Origin of the sequence: Enterococcus sp. DIV0876 (assembly GCF_050529585.1) — a bacterium.
Lineage (GTDB): Bacteria > Bacillota > Bacilli > Lactobacillales > Enterococcaceae > Enterococcus_D.
Genome location: NZ_CP172882.1, coordinates 2,946,341 through 2,966,023, shown reverse-complemented (window position 1 = coordinate 2,966,023; position 19,683 = coordinate 2,946,341). Strand labels below are relative to the sequence as shown.

The 19,683-nt window shown below is 42.2% G+C and carries 15 protein-coding genes; 11 read left to right on the top strand and 4 right to left on the bottom strand.

Annotated elements, in window-relative coordinates; genetic code table 11:
• Positions 1-18 precede the first annotated feature (18 nt).
• From IGI41_RS14075 to IGI41_RS14065, 3 genes are all read left to right on the top strand, one after another.
• Positions 19-573 carry an RNA polymerase sigma factor gene (locus IGI41_RS14075; protein ID WP_430610412.1) on the top strand — a complete coding sequence of 185 codons (555 nt, stop codon included), beginning with the start codon at positions 19-21 and terminating at the stop codon, positions 571-573.
• Positions 560-1,816, top strand: coding sequence for a hypothetical protein (locus IGI41_RS14070; protein WP_430610411.1), 1,257 nt, complete (start codon positions 560-562; stop codon positions 1,814-1,816). The genes IGI41_RS14075 and IGI41_RS14070 overlap by 14 nt, the downstream gene beginning before the upstream one ends.
• 163 nt (positions 1,817-1,979) lie before the next feature.
• Positions 1,980-3,158, top strand: a complete 1,179-nt coding sequence (locus IGI41_RS14065; RefSeq protein WP_430610410.1) for a multidrug effflux MFS transporter — start codon at positions 1,980-1,982, stop codon at positions 3,156-3,158.
• Between the two features lie 154 nt (positions 3,159-3,312).
• Here IGI41_RS14065 and IGI41_RS14060 read toward each other — a convergent pair whose 3' ends face one another.
• The gene (locus tag IGI41_RS14060; RefSeq protein ID WP_430610409.1) at positions 3,313-5,100 is read right to left on the bottom strand and encodes a PrpR N-terminal domain-containing protein; all 1,788 of its coding nucleotides are present in this window, start codon (positions 5,098-5,100) and stop codon (positions 3,313-3,315) included.
• Between the two features lie 179 nt (positions 5,101-5,279).
• On the opposite strand from IGI41_RS14060, the gene IGI41_RS14055 reads away from it, so the two are divergent.
• The 8 genes from IGI41_RS14055 to IGI41_RS14020 all read left to right on the top strand — a co-directional run bounded on the left by IGI41_RS14055 (position 5,280) and on the right by IGI41_RS14020 (position 15,507).
• The gene (locus IGI41_RS14055) at positions 5,280-6,539 is read left to right on the top strand and encodes a four-carbon acid sugar kinase family protein (protein ID WP_430610408.1); all 1,260 of its coding nucleotides are present in this window, start codon (positions 5,280-5,282) and stop codon (positions 6,537-6,539) included.
• Positions 6,533-7,690 (top strand): iron-containing alcohol dehydrogenase, encoded by a 1,158-nt coding sequence (locus IGI41_RS14050; protein ID WP_430610407.1) that lies wholly within the window; start codon positions 6,533-6,535, stop codon positions 7,688-7,690. Before IGI41_RS14055 ends, IGI41_RS14050 begins: the two co-directional genes overlap by 7 nt.
• Before the next feature lie 52 nt (positions 7,691-7,742).
• Positions 7,743-8,759 (top strand): 4-hydroxythreonine-4-phosphate dehydrogenase PdxA, encoded by a 1,017-nt coding sequence (pdxA, locus tag IGI41_RS14045; protein WP_430612870.1) that lies wholly within the window; start codon positions 7,743-7,745, stop codon positions 8,757-8,759.
• A gap of 21 nt (positions 8,760-8,780) precedes the next feature.
• Positions 8,781-9,950, top strand: a complete 1,170-nt coding sequence (locus tag IGI41_RS14040; RefSeq protein ID WP_430610406.1) for a sialidase family protein — start codon at positions 8,781-8,783, stop codon at positions 9,948-9,950.
• A 104-nt stretch (positions 9,951-10,054) separates the two neighbouring features.
• Positions 10,055-10,963: a 4-hydroxy-tetrahydrodipicolinate synthase gene (gene dapA / locus IGI41_RS14035; RefSeq protein ID WP_430610405.1), complete on the top strand. Its 909-nt coding sequence runs from the start codon at positions 10,055-10,057 to the stop codon at positions 10,961-10,963.
• A 117-nt stretch (positions 10,964-11,080) separates the two neighbouring features.
• Entirely contained in the window at positions 11,081-12,364 is a 1,284-nt protein-coding gene (locus IGI41_RS14030) for an SLC13 family permease (protein ID WP_430610404.1), read from the top strand.
• 32 nt (positions 12,365-12,396) lie between these two features.
• Positions 12,397-12,744, top strand: coding sequence for a 2-dehydro-3-deoxyphosphogluconate aldolase (locus IGI41_RS14025; RefSeq protein WP_430610403.1), 348 nt, complete (start codon positions 12,397-12,399; stop codon positions 12,742-12,744).
• Between the two features lie 141 nt (positions 12,745-12,885).
• On the top strand, positions 12,886-15,507 hold the full coding sequence (locus IGI41_RS14020; protein ID WP_430610402.1) for a calcium-translocating P-type ATPase, PMCA-type: 2,622 nt from the start codon (positions 12,886-12,888) through the stop codon (positions 15,505-15,507).
• A gap of 275 nt (positions 15,508-15,782) precedes the next feature.
• Here IGI41_RS14020 and IGI41_RS14015 read toward each other — a convergent pair whose 3' ends face one another.
• From IGI41_RS14015 to IGI41_RS14005, 3 genes are all read right to left on the bottom strand, one after another.
• Complete coding sequence (locus IGI41_RS14015) at positions 15,783-16,766, bottom strand: S41 family peptidase (protein ID WP_430610401.1); 984 nt, start codon at positions 16,764-16,766, stop codon at positions 15,783-15,785.
• A gap of 661 nt (positions 16,767-17,427) precedes the next feature.
• Positions 17,428-18,888 (bottom strand): PH domain-containing protein, encoded by a 1,461-nt coding sequence (locus tag IGI41_RS14010; protein ID WP_430610400.1) that lies wholly within the window; start codon positions 18,886-18,888, stop codon positions 17,428-17,430.
• Positions 18,878-19,369, bottom strand: a complete 492-nt coding sequence (locus IGI41_RS14005) for a PH domain-containing protein (RefSeq protein WP_430610399.1) — start codon at positions 19,367-19,369, stop codon at positions 18,878-18,880. The genes IGI41_RS14010 and IGI41_RS14005 overlap by 11 nt, the downstream gene beginning before the upstream one ends.
• Positions 19,370-19,683 lie beyond the last annotated feature (314 nt).

Here is a 19,683-nt window from a genome sequence, read left to right as displayed (position 1 = left end):
AGGGGAAAAATGTGAGGGATGAATGAAAACGATGTATGTTTGAAAGACAGATTGATGCAACAAAACAGCGACACGCTAAAAGAAATCATTGATGCCTATTCACACTACCTATATGCTGTAGCCGCGACAGTGATTACCAAGCAGTCTGCACAAAGAGTACAAGAAATTGAAGAAGTGGTACAAGATACATTTGTATTTCTCTGGCGCTATCCGGAGAAATACAATCCTGAAAGAGCATCTTTAAAGACCTATCTGTCTTGGAAAGTTATCAGTTTGTCAAAAAATAAAATAGTGAAAAGCAATCAAGAACAGAAGCTAATGGCTTCTTTAGCTAGTCTATATCAACCTAAACAAATACCTAACTGGTTTGATGATGATTATCTGGATATGTTTATCGCTTTGCCTGATAAAGTCAGAGAGATTATGGTGAGGAGATTGATTCTGAATCAAAAACCGAAAGACATTCACAAAGCCACCGGTATACCACTAAAAGAAATAAATAATATCCTTTTCTATTATAAAAAACGCTTGAAAGATATGATCAAGGAGGGCGGGATGCATGATGAAAAATGACAATCAGAAAATCGATACATTCTTACATGAAGAAGGATTACTTGATGCAATCGATGAACAGCGTATCTATCGTACCGTTATGTCTAAATCACCGCATCCTAAATCTGAAGGTTCAAATAAAGTAGGATCAGTGCTCCTTGTATTGCTCTTTATGTTTGTTCTAGTTGGTTTTACATCTTTTCCATATTTATCTAAGATCATTGATGATTATTTTGGCGCCAATTTTAGTACATTACTGACGACAAAAGAAGAAAGCAGCGTTACAAAAAAAGGAATAACGATACGACTGCATCATTATTTTCAAGACAATGGTTTGTATTACAGCGTGGTATCGGTTGATGGGGCAGATCAGTCGGTTGGTATCGATTCTGAAAGCATTCCAGGCGTTTCCATGGTAAGAGAGATCACACCGGAAGAGGAACAAACCAAACAATATTTTGTATTGATCAGCCCTGATAAATTATCAGCTTTAAAAATCAATGAGTTGCAAACGACCCCGATAACTATCAATGAACAAATAAAGATGAGTAGTATTCAAGATTTAGCAACCAATCGATATGAACAGATTTCCAGACAATCTATTGTGAGGAGTACGGGGGTTGAGGAAGCCATTGATCAGTTGATGATTCTTGATGGGGCACACCAGACACTTGCATCAAGTGTGACGCCTTCGGTAGCTATTGATAGTTTTGGCGTGATTCAGGATCAATTCCATATTCAATTGCAAAGCCTGCATAAATCAATCGACAACCTTGTGGTTTCTGTTGGAAGGGATCAACAAACAATGCATCCATTTTCTATGTCCTATCTATTTGACTATTATCATGGAGCCACTAAATCGTATCGCAAAGAATTTGTCTTTGCTGATGTGAAAAATTCGGATGCAATAGATGAAATCACCATCTCTGGAGATATGTTTACAGATAGTGTTTCTGCGGATTGGATTTTTGATGTAGGTGTTGCGGAACCGTTACCGATGAAAGTGTTTGAGAGTACAGACGGTATGGTATCCATCTCTGTTTCTCCATTGTCGATTCGTATAGACTCTTCGAATACACAGAGGCTAAAGGGGACAACGATTATCGCACAAGACACTAAAGGCAACCAAAAAAAACTAGCAATCTTAGATCAGTCTAATTCACAAGGTTCAACTGACACTACGTATATCACCTACTATAATGATCTTGAGACAATACAAACGGTGATCATAGGTGATGAGGTACTTGAGCAAGTTGCAGACTAGGTTTTGGCTGGCATATGCACAAACGCAGAAAATCCAAGCAACACAAAAACCGCCACAATGATATTTTTCTAAATTGATCAAACAATAACGACAATTCTATTGCGTTTCTAAATCAAATCAGCTACTATCTATAAGAAACTTATAGAGAAGAGAGTGAAAAAGTGTGGAACTAAAAAAACAAAAGGTGATTTGGTTGGCTGTTTTATTGGGGGCGCTGAGTGCGTATGGGCCTTTGTTGATGGATACCTATTTGCCAGCATTTCCGGTTATTCAAAAAGATTTGGGCATCAGCACGTCATTGACACAAATGAGTTTGACGATGTGTTTGATTGGTTTAGCAATCGGACCGTTAGGCATCGGCATGATCAGTGACAAAATTGGCCGCAAAAAGCCATTGCTCCTTGGTGTCTCAGTCGCGATGCTCTGCTGCTTATTGGTACCGATCGTGTCGAATGTCTGGTTGTTTCTAGGGTTGCGCTTGCTTCAAGGGATCGCCAGTTCAGCAGGGATCGTATTGACACGTGCCATTGCGAAAGATTTGTTTGAAGGGGAGCAGTTGACGAAGTTCTTTGCGATGTTGATTGCAGTCAATGGCATTTTCCCTATTATTTCTCCCTTGCTTGGCAGCTTGATTCTGACCATCTATTCATGGCAAATGATTTTTATTTTCTTGGGCGGTTTAGGGGCTGTACTGGCGATCGGTATCCTGTTTGGTTATCAAGAAACATTACGCCCTGCACAAGTAGAACAAGAAATGGAATCTGGCTGGCAAGTGGTTTTATCGGACAAGATTTTCTTATTATTGGTCATTATTCAAGGATTTGTCTATGGGGCATTATTTAGTTATATTTCTGGTTCTTCGTTTATGTTCCAAAATGTCTATGGATTATCCGATCAGATATATAGTGTGATCTACGGAGTGAATGGGGTCGGCATTATTCTGACAGCGGAATTATCCGGGATCCTTTCCAGACGCCTGACATTGATGCAGCAATTGGGTGGCGGCCTATTGCTCGGCGGTTTTGGCAGTTTTTTGTTATTCTTTAGCGGCTTCGGCAATTCATTGGTACTGGCGATTCTGGGGCTGTTTTTGGTGGTTTCGACGCTAGGCATCGTCAATTCGGTGGTGACGACATTGGCCATGGATCGACAAGGCAGACATGCAGGGATCGCATCATCGGTTCTGGGGATCGGTATGTATAGTATTGGGATTATCTGTACGCCACTGGTCGGCATTATGGGGAGCCATACCTATTTGCCATTGGCTATACTGATTCTTGTATGTCAAGGCGCAGCGTTAATCGTCTATTACGGAATGAAAAAGGCACAAGTCAAACCATAGCAAATCATCGCGGCATCTGAAAGCAAATCATTCGGATGCCGTTTTTTGATCGCTGCAACACACGAACCAGCGATCCCAGTTCAACAGAGATAACCAAATAGACCCCTTTCCATGAGGAAAGGGGTCTATTTATCGTATGATCTTCACAACAACACTAAGCATCTTCTTTCAAATAACGCCATAAAGTCGTTCGGCTGATGCCTAATTGGGTCGCGGTCTTTGATTGATTGCCCTTATTTTGGTCAAGTACATTTAAAATGATTTCTTTCGTGTAATCAAACAATGTTGGCTGATGAAGAGGATTCTTGGTTTTTACGTTTAGAATGTTCATACTGGCAAAATTGTGGATCAAACGCTCTTTGTTCAAAAGTTCTGTGACTTGGTGATCAGAGATATAGTGGGTCGTCGCATTGACAACGAGTTCTTTGACACAATCTTCTAATTGGGTGAAGTTTCCCGGCCAGTCATAGGCAAGAAACGCCTTCAGGGCATTTGGTTCAAAACCCATGATTTCTTTGCCGCAGGCGATATTCATTTTGTTAAGCAGCAATGTAGTGAGAATGTTTAATTCATTTTTTCTTTCTCGGACTGCCGGAGCATAGATTTTGGCACTGTGGAGCGCATGGACAAGGCGGTCAAATTTTATAGGATTGTCTGAATGCGTCGTATCATAAGTAAAAATCAAATGGTTGCGACGTAAGACGTTGGTCGATTTAATCAAATGAAGCAAGCGTTCGATCGCATCGATACTCAATTGATCGACATCTGAGAAAAAGATCGTATTATGCATATCAACGAATGGTCCGTTTGCAGCATTTACAAGAAATTTCCATAATTTATCAGTCGCCAATTTACAGTCAATCGTAATGAAATAGTTGTTGTTCGTTGTTTGGTCCAAATAGATTTTTTGTGCGATTTTGTTTTTGGCAGTGCCGCTTTCGCCAAAGACAAGATAGGCACGAAAGCTGTTTTTGTAATGGGTCAATTCATCTTTGATCGTACCTGGGATCAGTTGTGTGGCCAATAATTGTTTAGCCAGCTGGTCTTCTACTTCATTTTTCTTCCGGTAAGTGATATCACCTTTCATATGGGTAGAAGGTGCTTGATGTTTGTGCAGGAGGCAACTGTAAAACACGTCATCATCCACAGAATACATACAAATATGCAAGGTAAAGAAAGTGCCAAGGTGGGCAGCATAAAATTGACTTTCCCCTTGGTTGAGGTGTTTAGCCAGCATATATTGCCGAATTTCATCTTGAAGGACCGAATCATCGATGGATGAAAACACAGGGGTGTATTCTTGGTCGAATATGATCATGGCTTGGGATTGAGCAAGGATACCTTGGGCGAGAATCGCTTTTTCCCGTTTGGCTTGGTTGACTTGTGCAACAATCGTTCGTGCGTCCTCAAAGGCACTTTTGATACTTTCCATACCCGAGGTGATCAAAAGCGTATTGAAGGCACGGCTTTGTGCCATCTGATTGGTGATGGCATCACACAAAATCAAAGGGTAGGATTTCTCTGCAATCTGATCAAGTATGGTTTGGGCATCACTTTTTTCATGAATGGTTTGGATCTCTATGGCGTAGCCAAGCAAATCACAAAGCAAATGGGCTTTTTCTGTGATACTGGGATAACCGACGATCGCAAAATTATCGGTATAATTTTCTGCTAATCGAATGGCGCTTAGCACGTCATAAATCGATAAAGACACATCGATCACTGGCAAAGACACGGATTGACGAATCAATTTTGCTGTTCCCCCGCGAGAAATAATGGCATCAAAGCCCTCCGATTGCATCTTTTCCGCTAGTAATTGACCTTCTTCCAAGTCAGCAGTATAAATGGATGCTTGGATGTCTGGGTACTGCTCAGCGATCGATTGCATCGACTGATTTAATTCTTCATAGGGCGCAATCCCCAATACATTGATTTTCTTCATGGTTATTCTCCTTACGCACTAATTGTTTCATATATGAACGATTTTAACACATAGAAATATAAAAAAGTAAGTTTATTTCAACGGATGTTTCTAAATTAAACATTTTTTAGACAATTCAGAATGTAAACGCTTGTATTTTGCTTCTATAATCAAGTCAAGAAGTTCAAGGCGGTGAGTAAATGTTAAAGTTATTAGTTATCGCAGATGATTTTACTGGCGCTTTGGATACAGGCGTTCAATTTTCAAGCCAAGGGATTCAGACGATGGTGTCCACACAAACCGCAATCGATTATGATCGGTTACCGCCATCATTGGAAGTATTAGTGATCGATGCAGAAAGTAGACACTTAAGTCAGAGTCAGGCATATGCGCGTATCAAAGCCATTCTTTCAGATGCCATAACAGCAGAAATCCCCTATATCTATAAAAAAGTGGACTCTGCATTAAGAGGAAATATCAGTTCAGAAATCAAAGCAGTCGTTGATAGTTTTGCACAACCGGTGATCCCTTTTTTACCAGCGTATCCGGAGATGAATCGGACCGTGGTAGGTGGTCACTTATATATAGATCAGGTTCTTGTTTCAGAAAGTGTCTTTGCAGCGGATCCGTATGAGCCAGTGCGCGAAAGTAATATTTTGCAGCGGCTAGAAACAGAAGCGGGTCTTTCAACGGTATTGGTTCAAGAGGAAGAAATCGACCCAACACGGGCAGCTGTTCATGTCTTTGATGCCCAAACAGATGAGATGCTGCTGCAACAAGCAGAAAAATTGCAAGCAGCAAATTTACTAGGCGTGACGATCGGTTGTGCCGGTTTTGCGAAAGTGTTGGCAAAACAGCTCTTTAAGGATCGAAAGAAAGTCCAATATACGATTGAACAACCCCTCGTCGTCATTTGCGGCAGTGTCAATCCAATCACACAAGCACAAGTCAATCATGCGCAACAACAGTACCCAAGGATTTCATTATCGGCCCATCAGTTATTAACAGAAGGGTATTGGGATAGTCCGCAAGGAAAACAAGACCAACAAGCCTATAGCCGATTGATGGAGACTTATCCGCTGATTGTTTTTGAAACTTTCAGTGAACAAACATCAAAGGAGCTGCCTAAAGTAAGTGAAGCGAACAATTTATCCTTAAGTGATAGCCGCTTTCAAATTGGTATCGCCCTCGGGAAACTGACCGAAGCATTGTGGACAGCGCATCAAGAGAATACTTTTTTGTTCACTGGCGGAGATACGTTATTTCAATCAATGGAAGTTTTGGGCATAAATGGCATCATGCCTTTGGCAGAACTTCAACCGGGAATTGTTTTATCGCTGATAGAGTGGAATAATAGGAAAATGAAAGTTATCACAAAGTCGGGTGGCTTTGGATCAGAAACGTTATTCGAAGAATTGATTATGACCCATACAAGTTTAGAGGAGGACCTACTATGTTAACAGACTATAGTTTAAAAATGCCCAAAAATATTCGTGCAGGCGCACATGCCATCGAGCAATTATCAGATATTCTCAATCCATCGATCAAAAAAATCGTTATCTTCACAGACAAAGGGTTACTGGGATTAGGGTTGGTTGATCTGCCGATTCAATTGATCGAAGCAGCTGGAATCGACTATACGATTCTATCAGATATTCCTGCAGAGCCAAATTATCATGAAGCACAAGCCATGATCGATGCCTTTAAAGAAGAAAAAGCCGATTTTATCATCGCTGTCGGTGGCGGTTCTGTCATGGATGTTGCCAAGCTCGCGTCGATTTTGGCAACAGATGACTATACGGTCAAAGATTTATTAGATCATCCGCTTTTAGCCAAAAAACAAGTACCAAGTTTGATGATTCCATCGACTGCTGGAACAGGAGCCGAAGCAACACCGAATGCAATCGTCGGCGTTCCAGAAAAAGACTTGAAGATCGGTATCGTGAATCCTGAAATGATTGCTGATTTCGTCTTGTTGGATGCACGATTGATTCAAAACTTGCCAAAGCCGATCGCTGCGGCCACTGGTGTTGATGCCCTCTGTCATGCCATTGAGTGCTTCACATCTGCCAAAGCCAATCCAATCAGCGATACATTTGCCTTAGAGGCATTAGATTTGATCATGAATAATATCATTGATGCATGTACCGATCCCACAGCATTAGAGGCCAAAAGCAATATGCTGCTAGGCTCATTTTATGCAGGGGTAGCGATCACAGCATCCGGTACGACAGCTGTCCATGCGCTATCGTATCCGTTAGGCGGCAAATATCATATTGCCCATGGTGTATCGAATGCGATTTTGTTAACGCCTGTCATGAAGTTCAATGAACCAGCAATCAAAGACTTATTGGCCATCGCCTATGACCGTGTTGTGAAGGACGGCGACAAAGGATTGTCTGAAACAGAAAAATCTGCCTATATGATCAACCGACTAGATGAAATCGTCAAAGTATTAGAGATTCCAACCAGTTTGCAAACCTTCAACGTGCCCGCTGAGGACATTGATGGATTAGTTGAAGCAGGCATGGAAGTCACACGCTTGCTTGTGAATAATAAACGCGAAGTCACACCAGAAGATGCCCGTGCCATCTACTTACAAATTTTGTAATACAGCCATAGAAAGGACGTAGGTAAAATTGAAAAAATTGATTGGTATAACGATGGGAGATCCAGCAGGGATCGGACCTGAGATTGCATTAAAAGCTTTTGCAAAAAAAGAGCTGTATGACCACTGCCGTCCCGTGCTGGTGGGTGATGCATCGGTCCTCGCCTATTATCTAAAGCAGCATCCAGAATTATCGCTTACGGTAAATGTGATCAGCGAGCCAAGTGAAGGAAAATACACATATGGAACGATCGATTTGATTGATCTAAACATCGTTGATATGGATACATTCGAGGTGGGCAAAGTCTCAGAAGTTGGCGGAGATGCGGCTTTCCAATATGTCAAAACAGTGATTGAGTTGGCTTTGGCGAAAAAAATCGACGCCACAGTGACCAATCCGCTGAATAAAGAAGCAATGAATGCGGCAGGTCATCATTATGCCGGTCATACCGAGATTTATGCAGATCTGACCGGTACCGAAAAATATACGATGATGCTGGCAGATGGCAACTTGCGTGTGGTCCATGTATCCACCCATGTGTCATTAAGAGAGGCTTGTGATCGCGCCACCAAACAAAGAGTGCTAGATGTGATCCGAATCGCTGATAAAGCCTGTAAAGATCTAGGTATTGAAAATCCCCGTGTTGCAGTAGCGGGCCTCAACCCACACTGTGGGGAAAATGGTCTTTTTGGCCAAGAAGAAATCTTAGAAATCAATCCAGCCGTTGAAGCAGCCAAAGCAGAAGGAATCAATGTGTATGGTTCATTGCCAGCTGACACGCTATTTTCTAAAGCCAATGGCGGCATGTATGATATCGTCGTGGCTATGTACCATGATCAAGGACATATTCCATTGAAACTCTTAGGGTTTGTTTATGATCAAGCAGCACAAAAATGGGAAGCTGTCGAAGGGGTCAATATCACATTGAATCTGCCGATCATCCGAACATCGGTGGACCATGGGACAGCATTTGATCAGGCAGGCCATTGGACCGCTAGCGAAGCAAGCCTGGAAAACGCGATCGATTATGCGATCCGTCTGGCAGAAAATACCAAACAAGCACAAATCTAAATATATAGGAGGATATACAACGTGACCCAATTAGACATCGTACATCAATCTGAACCCAATGGTGTGTTGTACCACGAAGCCTTTTTAGGTATTGATTATGGATTGATTCCAACTGGCGGCAACAATACAGCCCACGCGCCAGCATTGATTGAAACGGCAGACGGCGGATTATTATGTGCCTGGTTTGCGGGAAGTTTTGAAGGCAGCGGAGATATCTCTATTGTTGTTTCTAAATTGGATCCCAGCACGCAAACGTGGTCTGTGCCAGAAACGGTTTCTCAAGGAAAAAATCGGAGTGAACAAAATCCTTCTTTCTTTCGTGCGCCAGATAACCAGATTTGGTTGATTTATACCTCGCAAGTAAGCCGTCAAGAAGGCAAAGACAACATGCAATTCACGTCGATCATCATGGTGCAAAAGTCTGCAGACGAAGGACGATCATGGGGAGATCCTGAAGTTCTATTTGCAAAAGAAGGTACATTTGGTCGTCAAGGCATCCAGATTTTAAGCAATGGCCGCTGGTTGTACAGCACGTGGCTGTGTGAAGATTCAGCAGAAGGATTGACCAATGATCCAACTGAATTTCAAGTATCGGATGATGCAGGTCAAACGTGGCATCCAGTCCGTATGCCCGATAGCAATGGGCGTGTGCATGCCAATGTCGTCGAAGTGGAACCAGGGCATTTAACAGCGTTCATGCGAAGCCGTTTTGCTGATTTTGTCTATGTCAGTGAATCATTTGACTATGGTGACAGCTGGTCAGTACCTGAAGCCACTGTGTTGCCTAACAATAATGCCAGTATCAGTGCAATCAAACTTGCTACGGGAGAAGTTGCCTTGGCCTATAACCTAAATGCAGCCCCAGATGCTGTTTTTGGCAAAGTGGCCTGGCCTGGGTTACGTAATCCAGTCGCTGTATCTGTCAGTGAAGATTTTGGTAAAACTTGGCCAATCGGACGCATATTAGAAGCAGCAGAAGGCTATATCGGTGCTGAAAACAAGACCAACAACTCACAACACGAGTACCCAACGATTTATCAAGATAGTCAAGGAATCTTGCATTTGGTTTATGCCTATCGAAATCGATTGTGTGTGAAGTATGTGCGCTTTACCCGTGAAGATTTATTCGGCCAAAAACGAGAAACCATCGGTGTATATAACCCAACATCAGGTGAAGGTGTAGAGAAATAATCCAATAGACGATAGATGCGTGCACTTCGCGCGATGGACGCTTCTATCGATCATTCTAGATCAAATGAAAACGTATTCTACAAAAAGTGAGGAGAAAACAAAAAATGAAACCAATCGAATTAAAAGGCATCATCAGCCCAATCTTGACCCCTATGCATGCAGACGAAAGCATCAACGTCGAAGAACTGCGGAATGAAGTTGAACGCATGATCAGCAATGGTATCCACGGTATCTTTCCATTTGGTACCAATGGTGAAGGATACATTCTGTCAGCGGAAGAAAAGAAAACGGTGCTAGAAGTAGTGGTCGATCAAACCGCAGGACGCGTCCCAATCTATGCAGGAACTGGTGCGATCTCAACCAAAGAAACCATTGCACAAAGCAAAATGGCACAAGAAGCTGGCGCAGATGTCTTATCGATCATTGCACCAAGTTTTGCAGCAGCCAGCCAAGAAGAAATCTATACCCATTACAAAACAGTGGCTGAAGCTGTGGATATGCCAATTGTCTTATACAATATTCCGGCACGTACCGGCAATGCGATCGCACCAGCTACGGTTGCACGTCTAGCCCAAATCGAAAATATTATTGGGGCCAAAGATTCAAGCGGAAACTTCAGCAATATCTTGGGCTACATCGAAGCAGGAAAAACCAAAACCAATGGCACGTTCTACACACTATCAGGTAATGACCAGTTGATTATCTGGACATTATTGGCAGGCGGTACAGGTGGGATTGCTGGCTGTGCGAATGTATATCCGCAAACAATGGCCTCCATCTACGATTTATTTGTTGAAGGCAAAATCGAAGAAGCCAAAACGGCGAATAGCAGCATCCAAAGCTTTAGAGATTGTTTCAAATATGGCAACCCAAACACGATCGTGAAAACAGCCGCTGGCTTGTTAGGCAACAATGTCGGCAAATGTCGGGCGCCATTCAATCAAATCCCAGAAGCAGGGATCGACGCTTTACAAAAAGTCTTAGCAGAGAACAAAGCCCGCGGCATGCGCTAATAAAAGCAAGCCGTTTGCATGAACAAATTGCTGGGCATCAACAGACGGCTGATTTTTGCAAGTTCAAAAATCAGCCGTGGTGTTGGATGGCCATATTGGCAAAACTAGGAGGATATTATGACGATTGAAATGATGATTGCTCTAGCAATTACCGTGGTCATGATCGTCTTGATCATGATCGAAAAAATCCCTTTTGGGGCAGCTCCATTGTTCGCCTGTATATTGTTGGTTATTTTTGGTATCACAGATATCAAAGGCGCATTTGCTGGTTTCTCAAATTCCACGATCATTATGCTGGCCGAGTTTATGGCGATTATCGCTGCCTTGGAAAAAACCAGTTTTATCGTAGTGTTCAAAAAAGCGATGTTCGCGATGGCCAATAAAGGCGGATTTAAATCCTATCTGTTGATCATCTTGATCGTGATGCTAGGCTGTAGCTTGTTTGGTACAGGATCTACTGCTTATTACGTACTGACATTAGGACTACTATCTACCTTACCTTATTCAAAAAAATTGCCGCCGTCAAAAGTGATCATGACCGCTGGCTTTGCAACCAACCACCCATTGATTCCGTTTAATACTGCTTTACAGTATGGTATCGTGATCGCTGTACTGAATGCAGCAGGTATTATGTCAGAAGTATCAGTATTTAAATTTGCCATTGTCAACTTATTCTTATCTGCTGGCTTCTTATTGAATTGTATTATTCAGTACAAATTTTTACCTGACCACCCAACATCAGGTGATGATGCAAACGCACCTGTATGTGACGAAAATGACAGCGCTCCCTTGCTGCCTCGCTGGAAAGAGCTTGTGACCTATGCTGTCTTCATCTTCGCTGTAGCGGGTATGTTGCTGCAAAGCAAGATTGGTGACGCAGGCTATGCCATGGCAGGTCTATCTGTAGCAGTCATCTTATTGATTGGTGTGTTAGATTTCAAAGAAATTCGTGACGCCATCAGTGCGCCGATCATTTTGATGTCGGCTGGGGTCATTGGGGTCGCTGATGCATTGGGAAGTACTGGATTGACCAATTTAGTTGGAACGACCGTGGCGGGGATGCTGGGCACGAACGTGAATCCATTTGTGATGATTTTCGTTTTCTGTATCTTAACAAGCCTGTTAGCAACACTGACCGGCTCAACGATCGGTACAGTCTATGTATTTACACCATTAGCCATCGCTACTTGTACAAGCCTAGGACTTGATCCTACAGCAGCCGCTTGCGCGATCGTTATTTCTGGTTGGTGCGGACACTTCTTGCCTATTGATGGGATGCCAGCCATGATCTTAGGTACTGGTAAATATACAGCAGGTCAATTCTGGCGTTTCACAGTGCCGCAGTACTTCATTCGATTGGTCTTCTTGACAGTCGGCTCGATTTTGATGTTCCCAATGTAATCAACAAGTAAAGAAGAAAAGAGGATCAGCTCATGGAAAATACATTTGAATTGGCACATATCGGTATCAATACAGAGAATGAAACAGAAGCCAAGCAATTGGCGGCTCAATTAAGCATGATGTTCAACCTGAACCCACGTGCTGGGCAAAAGTCAGAGTTTGCGGGTGACTATTTTGAGTGTATGAAGGCGCCTTTCTTAGGTACAAATGGTCATATTGCCATGTGTACCACTGATTTAGATAGCGCAGTCACAGAACTAGAAGCAAAAGGTCTGCAGTTCAATATGGATACAGCTGCTTATGACGCAGACAATCAATTGAAAAATATATACTTGGCAGGAGAATTTGGCGGATTTGCCATCCATATTTTGAGAAAATAAGCTGTTGCAGCACTGTTGGCTGTATTCCAGCCAAATCACAGCAGAATCTCAATTATCTGCTGTGATTTTTTTCATAAAGTCACCAAAAAGGGACAAAATAGAGTATAGTATTGATGTATAAAAAAAGAATGTGAATAGGGGATGAATCGTTTGACGTTATGGTTTGCCAAATCCAAAGAGGAAGTTTTACAGGCTTTGGATACTGACCAGCAAAAAGGACTGTCTAAGCAAGAAGTAGACAAACGGCTGCAGTCTTTTGGTCAAAATGCACTAGACGTGCAAAAGAAAGAAAGTTTATTGAAGAAAGTGATCGGGCAGTTAAAAGATCCGATGATCATCGTATTGTTGATTGCGGCATTTCTTTCTTATGTATCAAGCGGTTTTGAAGATTGGGTCGAATCAGTGATCATTCTTTTGATCGTGGTGATCAATGCCATTATTTCGATCTCGCAAGAAAACAATGCCAGCAAATCATTGGAAGCTCTGCAAAAAATGTCTGCACCATTGGCAAAAGTCATTCGTGATGGCCAATTGGATCATGTCGATACAACGACATTGGTGCCAGGCGACATCATCGAATTAGAAGCGGGTGATTTGGTCCCTGCTGATGCCAGAGTCTTAAAAGCCATCAATCTAAAAGCAGATGAGTCAGCGATGACTGGTGAATCTGTACCGGTCAACAAGAAAGATATCGATCACTTGCCAGATGATACTGGTTTGGCAGATCGCAAAAATATGCTGATTTCTTCTACTGTTATCACCAATGGCCGCGCTACTTGTGTGGTTACCGAAACAGGGATGAAGACTGAAGTAGGCCGTATTGCCGGCATGTTGATTTCAGAGGATGAAAATACGACACCTTTACAAAAGAAAATGGCAGAAATTTCAAAGATATTGTCGATTATTTGTTTAGGTATCTGTGTGTTGATGTTCGTTGTCGGTCTTTTGTATGGCCGTCCGATCCTAGACATCTTTATGATGGCTGTGTCACTTGGGGTAGCGGCGATTCCTGAAGGTTTGGCTGCAATCGTAACGATCGTCTTGGCGTTAGGCGTGCAACGTTTGGTCAAACGCAATGCCATCGTCAAAAAATTACCAGCTGTTGAAACCTTAGGTGCAGCTTCAGTGATTTGCAGCGACAAAACGGGTACATTGACCCAAAACAAAATGACCATCGTGGAAACATTTACTTATGGCGATCAATCAGAAGCACAATTGTTAATGATTGGTGCCTTGTGTAACGATTCAAAATTGACTGGCAATGGAGCAGAAGTGCAAGTGACCGGGGATCCAACTGAAACGGCCTTTGTCACAAAAGCCTATCAAGAACACTTGAACAAAAATGATTTAGAAACGACTTACCCACGGGTAGCAGAAATTCCGTTTGATTCTGAACGTAAATTAATGAGTACCATCCACAAAACTGACACGGGTTATCGTGTAATGGTCAAAGGGGCACCAGATGTCTTATTGACGCGTTGTACTATCGATGGTGCAGATCAGCAAGCCATTGCTGACAAAAACGCTGAAATGGCATCAAAAGCCTTGCGTGTACTAGGTGCTGCCTACAAAGATATCACGGAAGTGCCAGCAGAATTGACGTCAGAAGAGATCGAAAACGGCTTGACCTTTGCTGGACTTGTCGGCATGATCGATCCGCCGAGAGAAGAAGTGAAAGAAGCTGTGGCACAATGTTATGATGCAGGGATCCGTCCGGTCATGATCACTGGAGACCACAAATTGACTGCTGTAGCGATCGCCAAAGAATTGGCTATCTTCCGCTCAGGCGACCGTGCGTTAACAGGGGCTGAGCTTGATACGATGCCGCAAGAAATTTTGGAAGAAGAAGTGAGCAACTACTCTGTCTATGCGCGGGTATCACCTGAGCACAAAATGCGGATCGTCAAAGCGTGGCAAGCCAATGGTATGGTTGTAGCAATGACTGGTGATGGCGTCAATGATGCACCTGCACTGAAAGTTGCAGATATCGGTTGTGCAATGGGTATCACAGGTACTGATGTAGCGAAGGGTGCTGCGGATATGATTTTGACAGATGATAACTTTGCGACGATCGTTCACGCAGTGGAACAAGGCCGGGGAATCTATGCCAACATCAAGAAATCGATCCAATATCTCTTAAGTTGTAATATTGGTGAGATCATTACGATCTTTGTTGCTACAGCATTGAATTTCCACCAAATGCCATTGGTGGCGATCCAATTGTTATGGTTGAACCTTGTGACTGACTCACTGCCTGCCTTGGCATTGGGGATGGAACCAGTTGAACCGGGTGTCATGAAACAAAAACCTCGGGATTCACGGAAAAGTATTTTTGCGGATGGCTTTGCTTCAAGTATGATCTTTTACGGTGTCTTGGTCGGGGCGATCACATTAGCTGCGTACTGGTTAGGCGAATATGTCCTTTCAGATCCAGCTGTCGCTGATGGTACTGCCAACACAATGGCCTTTGCCACATTGGTCTTTGGTGAATTGACACGGGCATATGCAGTCCGGAGTGAAACGCGCTCGATTTTCAGCATTGGTTTATTCTCAAACAGTGCCATGAACAAAGCCTTTGTTGTCAGTTTAGCGATGCAATTGGCTGTGTTATTCATTCCATTCTTGCAAGATATCTTCAGAGTTCAAAGCTTGAACCCAACAGAATGGTTGATCGTGATTGGCTTGTCATTGATTCCATTGATTGTTAGTGAGTTGAACAAGTTGATCCGCCATGGCGGCAAACAAGCACAACAAGCAGCATAATGAAATAAACATCATGCAAACCAAGGATTATCTGGGTTTGCATGATGTTTTTTGTAATGAATCTATCCAGTAATCCTGTTTTAATGGTGTAGCCGCCTATAGTGGAGGTAATAAGACAAATAACTGCAACCATTGTTTTGAAGTTGAATTCCGCATTGGGCACGGCTAGACTGGGCTGTCTTTTTTTGTATGTCATTGCCTGCAGAAAAATCAAAATCGATTATTCTACATTCCATCTAGTAACGCGAGGCGTTGTACTAAATGCATCATGCGTACTACGGATGCGTACCCGTGATCCATTTTTTCGCGTCTTCCTCAGGATTACTTGTTACAATATCTGGTCTTATCGGTTTTTCTTCGTAAAGCGTATCATCTATTCCTCTGATTTTAGCAACTGCAAGCGACAGTGCATATTTTTCATATAATGGCACAAGGGTGACACCTGTAGCATATCCAGCGGTTTCTTCTCCAAAGGATTGGACATCTTCTTGCCCTTTCAGTGCAATCAGCAAGACTTCAGCAGAACTGGCCGTTTGGTTATCTGTTAAAATGGCGATCGGCAAATCGGTAAATGTCATCGTATTTTGGACCGTTAAATTGATGTTCTCGTATGCCAGCTGGTTTTTATTTAATCGAACAGGAGTCGTTTTGTCCTGAGCGACAAAATCAAACAGCTTTCCATCTTTGAGAAAGGGAACGCAGGCACCCAGCATCGCCAGCATATTTCCGCCAGTGTTTCTACGAAGGTCAATGATTACACCCTTTGGACGTGCCAATTTTGTTAACGCCTGAATGGATGTATCGATATATTGTTGAACGTCCGCTTCATCTCCAGAAAGAAATGGCGGTAAGATGATTGTCGCAATACCATCATCTTCTATAACTCTTGGAAATGTTAATAAAGAAGCGTTGAATGTTGAAGCGGTATAATTTTCGTCTACTTCAATGACAGAGGAATGATTGCCACCAGCTTTTTTGATTGCTTGATTCAATAGTGGCAAGGCATCATCATACGTAGCTTTGTTATCTATTTCCTCAATAAAACCAGGTATCATTTGATCAAAATGATTTTCCTTGGCATAAACACCGTATGTACCCATGATATATAAGGCATCCTTCGCAAAGCGCTTCGTGGAGGGCTTATAAAGATAAATAGGTTTATTGATAGTGGATAAACCTATTTGGGTACCATATAGGGCAATGATCAGTCCGCATAGGAAGAGAAGGAGAGGGATAATGAACAATAATTTTCTTTTCACTTATAGAGGCCCCTTTTTCGTTTTCTATATATCTTCGTGCATCCGCTCGTCAAAAAATGAGCAGCAATAAAACTAACGATCATGAAAGCGGAGGCAATGACAAAAGATAAGATCGTTTGATCCAAAATACTTTGAAAAATAGGGAATGTCACCAATGAATAAAATCCAAAAACGGTCCAAACGATCCCTATCACATAGAAACTGAGGGTTTCTGCAAAAGTTTTCCTACGCTCATAGTGCCTATCAACTGAAGCGAAGTCCCCTTGTTGAAATGGAATAGGGAAACCGTGTTGTGAAGGATCCGATTTTGTATTGATGACATTGAAGCTATTGTTGGATATCCGTGGGGTCTTTTCTTGTTGCCTTTTGTTCATCCCGCAAACGCCTCCTTTTTGAGTAGTATACCATATATGGCAGTCGATATATTGAGATGATAAAAATAAATGGATGTAATAAATAATTGCGTATTTATTTTTAGTTAGGTTCATACCATCCATCATTTGTCGTTTATCAATAGCATAAAAATGGACAGTCCAAAGTAGGCAATGAAGCGACCCCTAAAAGTTAGACCAAAAATCTAACTTTTGGGGGTCGCTCATTTTATGTCAAAAGCTAACTTTTGGTGTATGTTCCTTGCAAGGCGCTTTCTCTCCCATACGGGTCAAGACAAAAACCAGCGCTTCAATCGCGCAGCGTCAGCTAAAGGAAAGTAGAACAGTTCACTTTCAGTCACGGTATCCCCGGTTTTGATCGTGAATTGCGATTTCCCTAAGCCTTTTCGATACTGCCAATACGTTGTTGTGACAGAGAAATCTTGGATTTTATTTTTTGCCAAATAGGCAGTGACTTTGGTCAATCCACGAATACTTCGGCACAATAACACATCATCACTTAAGAATTGATACCCTTGTATTTTCCCGCGCCAAATACCAGAAACCATAAATGAACCGCATACCAGCAACAATAAAACTGCCAACCACCAGAAGAAATAAGCAGCGACGCCAGAAGCCAACAAACCAATCAACAAAGGCCAGCGATAAAAATACCACAATGTTGGGTGAGGATTGGTGATGAAGCGTGGTTGTTGGAAAGACCATTCTGGTAAAAAACGTTGCAAAGATTCGAGCAATAAATCATCTTTCATGATGGGAAACAGATAAATCGTGTGTTCTCCTTCAGAGGAACTACCGGTTGCCAACAAGAGTTTGACTGTGCTTAAACGGAAGATGCGGCGATAGATATTTTGTTCCACACTCAGACCTTGGATCTTTGAAAGCGGGATCGTACGCTGTTGTTTAGAAAACAAGCCTTGCGTGATGCGCAGCTGCTCACCTTGCTGCTCCACTTTAAAACCGTAATAGCGCAGTAGATTGATTGCCAGAGACAGCAACACGAAGAGCACCAATACCCCTAAAAGAATCACCCCGCCAATCAACAGGCCAAACCTTGCTATTTCATTGGTCAAAGAAAAAAGATCTGGCAACTTGTCGATCACATTGAAGCCAATCACAACGAGGATAGCCAAAAGCGAAAAATCTGTCAGTGAAAACAAAAAGATTTCTTTTAAAGCAAGTGTAAATGTGTGCACCGGCTCAATCTCTGTACTTGGCTCATTCGGCAACTGCTCCTTAACTGCGTCGGGTGGTATGGCTGATTCTGTCGAAGCCGGCTGATGAGAAGCAGCTTCTTTCGCTGTTTCAATAGACGCAATCACTGAAGTAGGTAAAACTGGAAAGATGATTTCAGCTTCTCCAGACGAACCAGCAGCGCTCTCAAGCGTTAAACGTGCCAGTTTAAAGGGGCGTAAATAAAACAAATGATTCGCGTTGATCGTTTGTATCCGTTCAAAGGGCAGAATGGTTTGTTTCTTGTTAAAAATGCCTTTGTTCACAGTGATACTCGTTGCATCGATCTGATAGGTGAAGCTGCTGTAAGACCAGATGGCAAAGACCAGAAACAAAAGAAGAAAACTGACGACACCGCCAATCATCACCAAGTATGAAGGATCATCTTTGGTCAATTTGAACAGCAGAAAAAGGGCAATCACAAAAAAGTTTCTGATATTGCTCACCCAAAATACGAGGATACAAAATAAAGGCAAATGTGCGCGTTTAGAGATCATTTTTGACCACCCTTACTAGATCCATAATTTGTTTACGCAATAGGTCTGCCTGTGCCACTGTCAACCCTTCAATCGTATGGTCCGTAGCAGCAGTGTTGATTTGTAGAGAAATCAAGTTGAATCTGCGCAATAAAATCCCTTGGTCTGTTTCGATATGCTGAATCCGGCGAATCGGAATATAGGTAGTCTTCCGAAAAAAATACCCGGATTGGATCGCAATATCGTTGTCTTGAATTTCATAGCGGTGAAACTTGTAGCGATAGCGGATCATCGCAAGTGATAGCAGGTGGACCAATATAGTCAAGGCAAATAGGCCCATCCATAAGAACAAAACCCAAGAAAACAACCAATTTTGGTACTGTAAAAAGAGATAGGCAAACGTGAAGAGCACGCAAAAAATAACAAAGGATACAATCGTACGCAAACGCCAAACCTTCTTGATCGTATCAGGCATTTGTTCCTTTAAAAATGGATAATCCAATGGGAGACTTCCTTTCTGAAAAACGTATGGTTACTATGGATCAAGGATAGTGGAATAGTAAAGGAAAAACAAGGTGTTTATGTAAAAAAATAATAATGAACGTATCTTTGATAAAAAAATGGGGATAAAAGATTTTTGGCTAAAGGTAATTTGAACAATATGTGGTCAATCTGAAGTGTACTCGTATGGGATCATTAGAATGGATGAGCAAGGTAAATGGGACAGGGTAAGGAACCAAATAGAAAGTACGTCAGATGAATGATAGGTACATACAAAGCATCTGCAAAATTAAATACAAAATAATTCATAACGAT

Coding starts and splice junctions, on each gene's coding strand:
- IGI41_RS14075 (WP_430610412.1), top strand. CDS start 19: ATGAATGAAAACGATGTATGTTTGAAAGACAGATTGATGCAACAAAAC.
- IGI41_RS14070 (WP_430610411.1), top strand. CDS start 560: ATGATGAAAAATGACAATCAGAAAATCGATACATTCTTACATGAAGAA.
- IGI41_RS14060 (WP_430610409.1), bottom strand. CDS start 5,100: ATGAAGAAAATCAATGTATTGGGGATTGCGCCCTATGAAGAATTAAAT.
- IGI41_RS14055 (WP_430610408.1), top strand. CDS start 5,280: ATGTTAAAGTTATTAGTTATCGCAGATGATTTTACTGGCGCTTTGGAT.
- IGI41_RS14050 (WP_430610407.1), top strand. CDS start 6,533: ATGTTAACAGACTATAGTTTAAAAATGCCCAAAAATATTCGTGCAGGC.
- pdxA (WP_430612870.1), top strand. CDS start 7,743: ATGGGAGATCCAGCAGGGATCGGACCTGAGATTGCATTAAAAGCTTTT.
- dapA (WP_430610405.1), top strand. CDS start 10,055: ATGAAACCAATCGAATTAAAAGGCATCATCAGCCCAATCTTGACCCCT.
- IGI41_RS14030 (WP_430610404.1), top strand. CDS start 11,081: ATGACGATTGAAATGATGATTGCTCTAGCAATTACCGTGGTCATGATC.
- IGI41_RS14025 (WP_430610403.1), top strand. CDS start 12,397: ATGGAAAATACATTTGAATTGGCACATATCGGTATCAATACAGAGAAT.
- IGI41_RS14020 (WP_430610402.1), top strand. CDS start 12,886: ATGAATCGTTTGACGTTATGGTTTGCCAAATCCAAAGAGGAAGTTTTA.
- IGI41_RS14010 (WP_430610400.1), bottom strand. CDS start 18,888: ATGATCTCTAAACGCGCACATTTGCCTTTATTTTGTATCCTCGTATTT.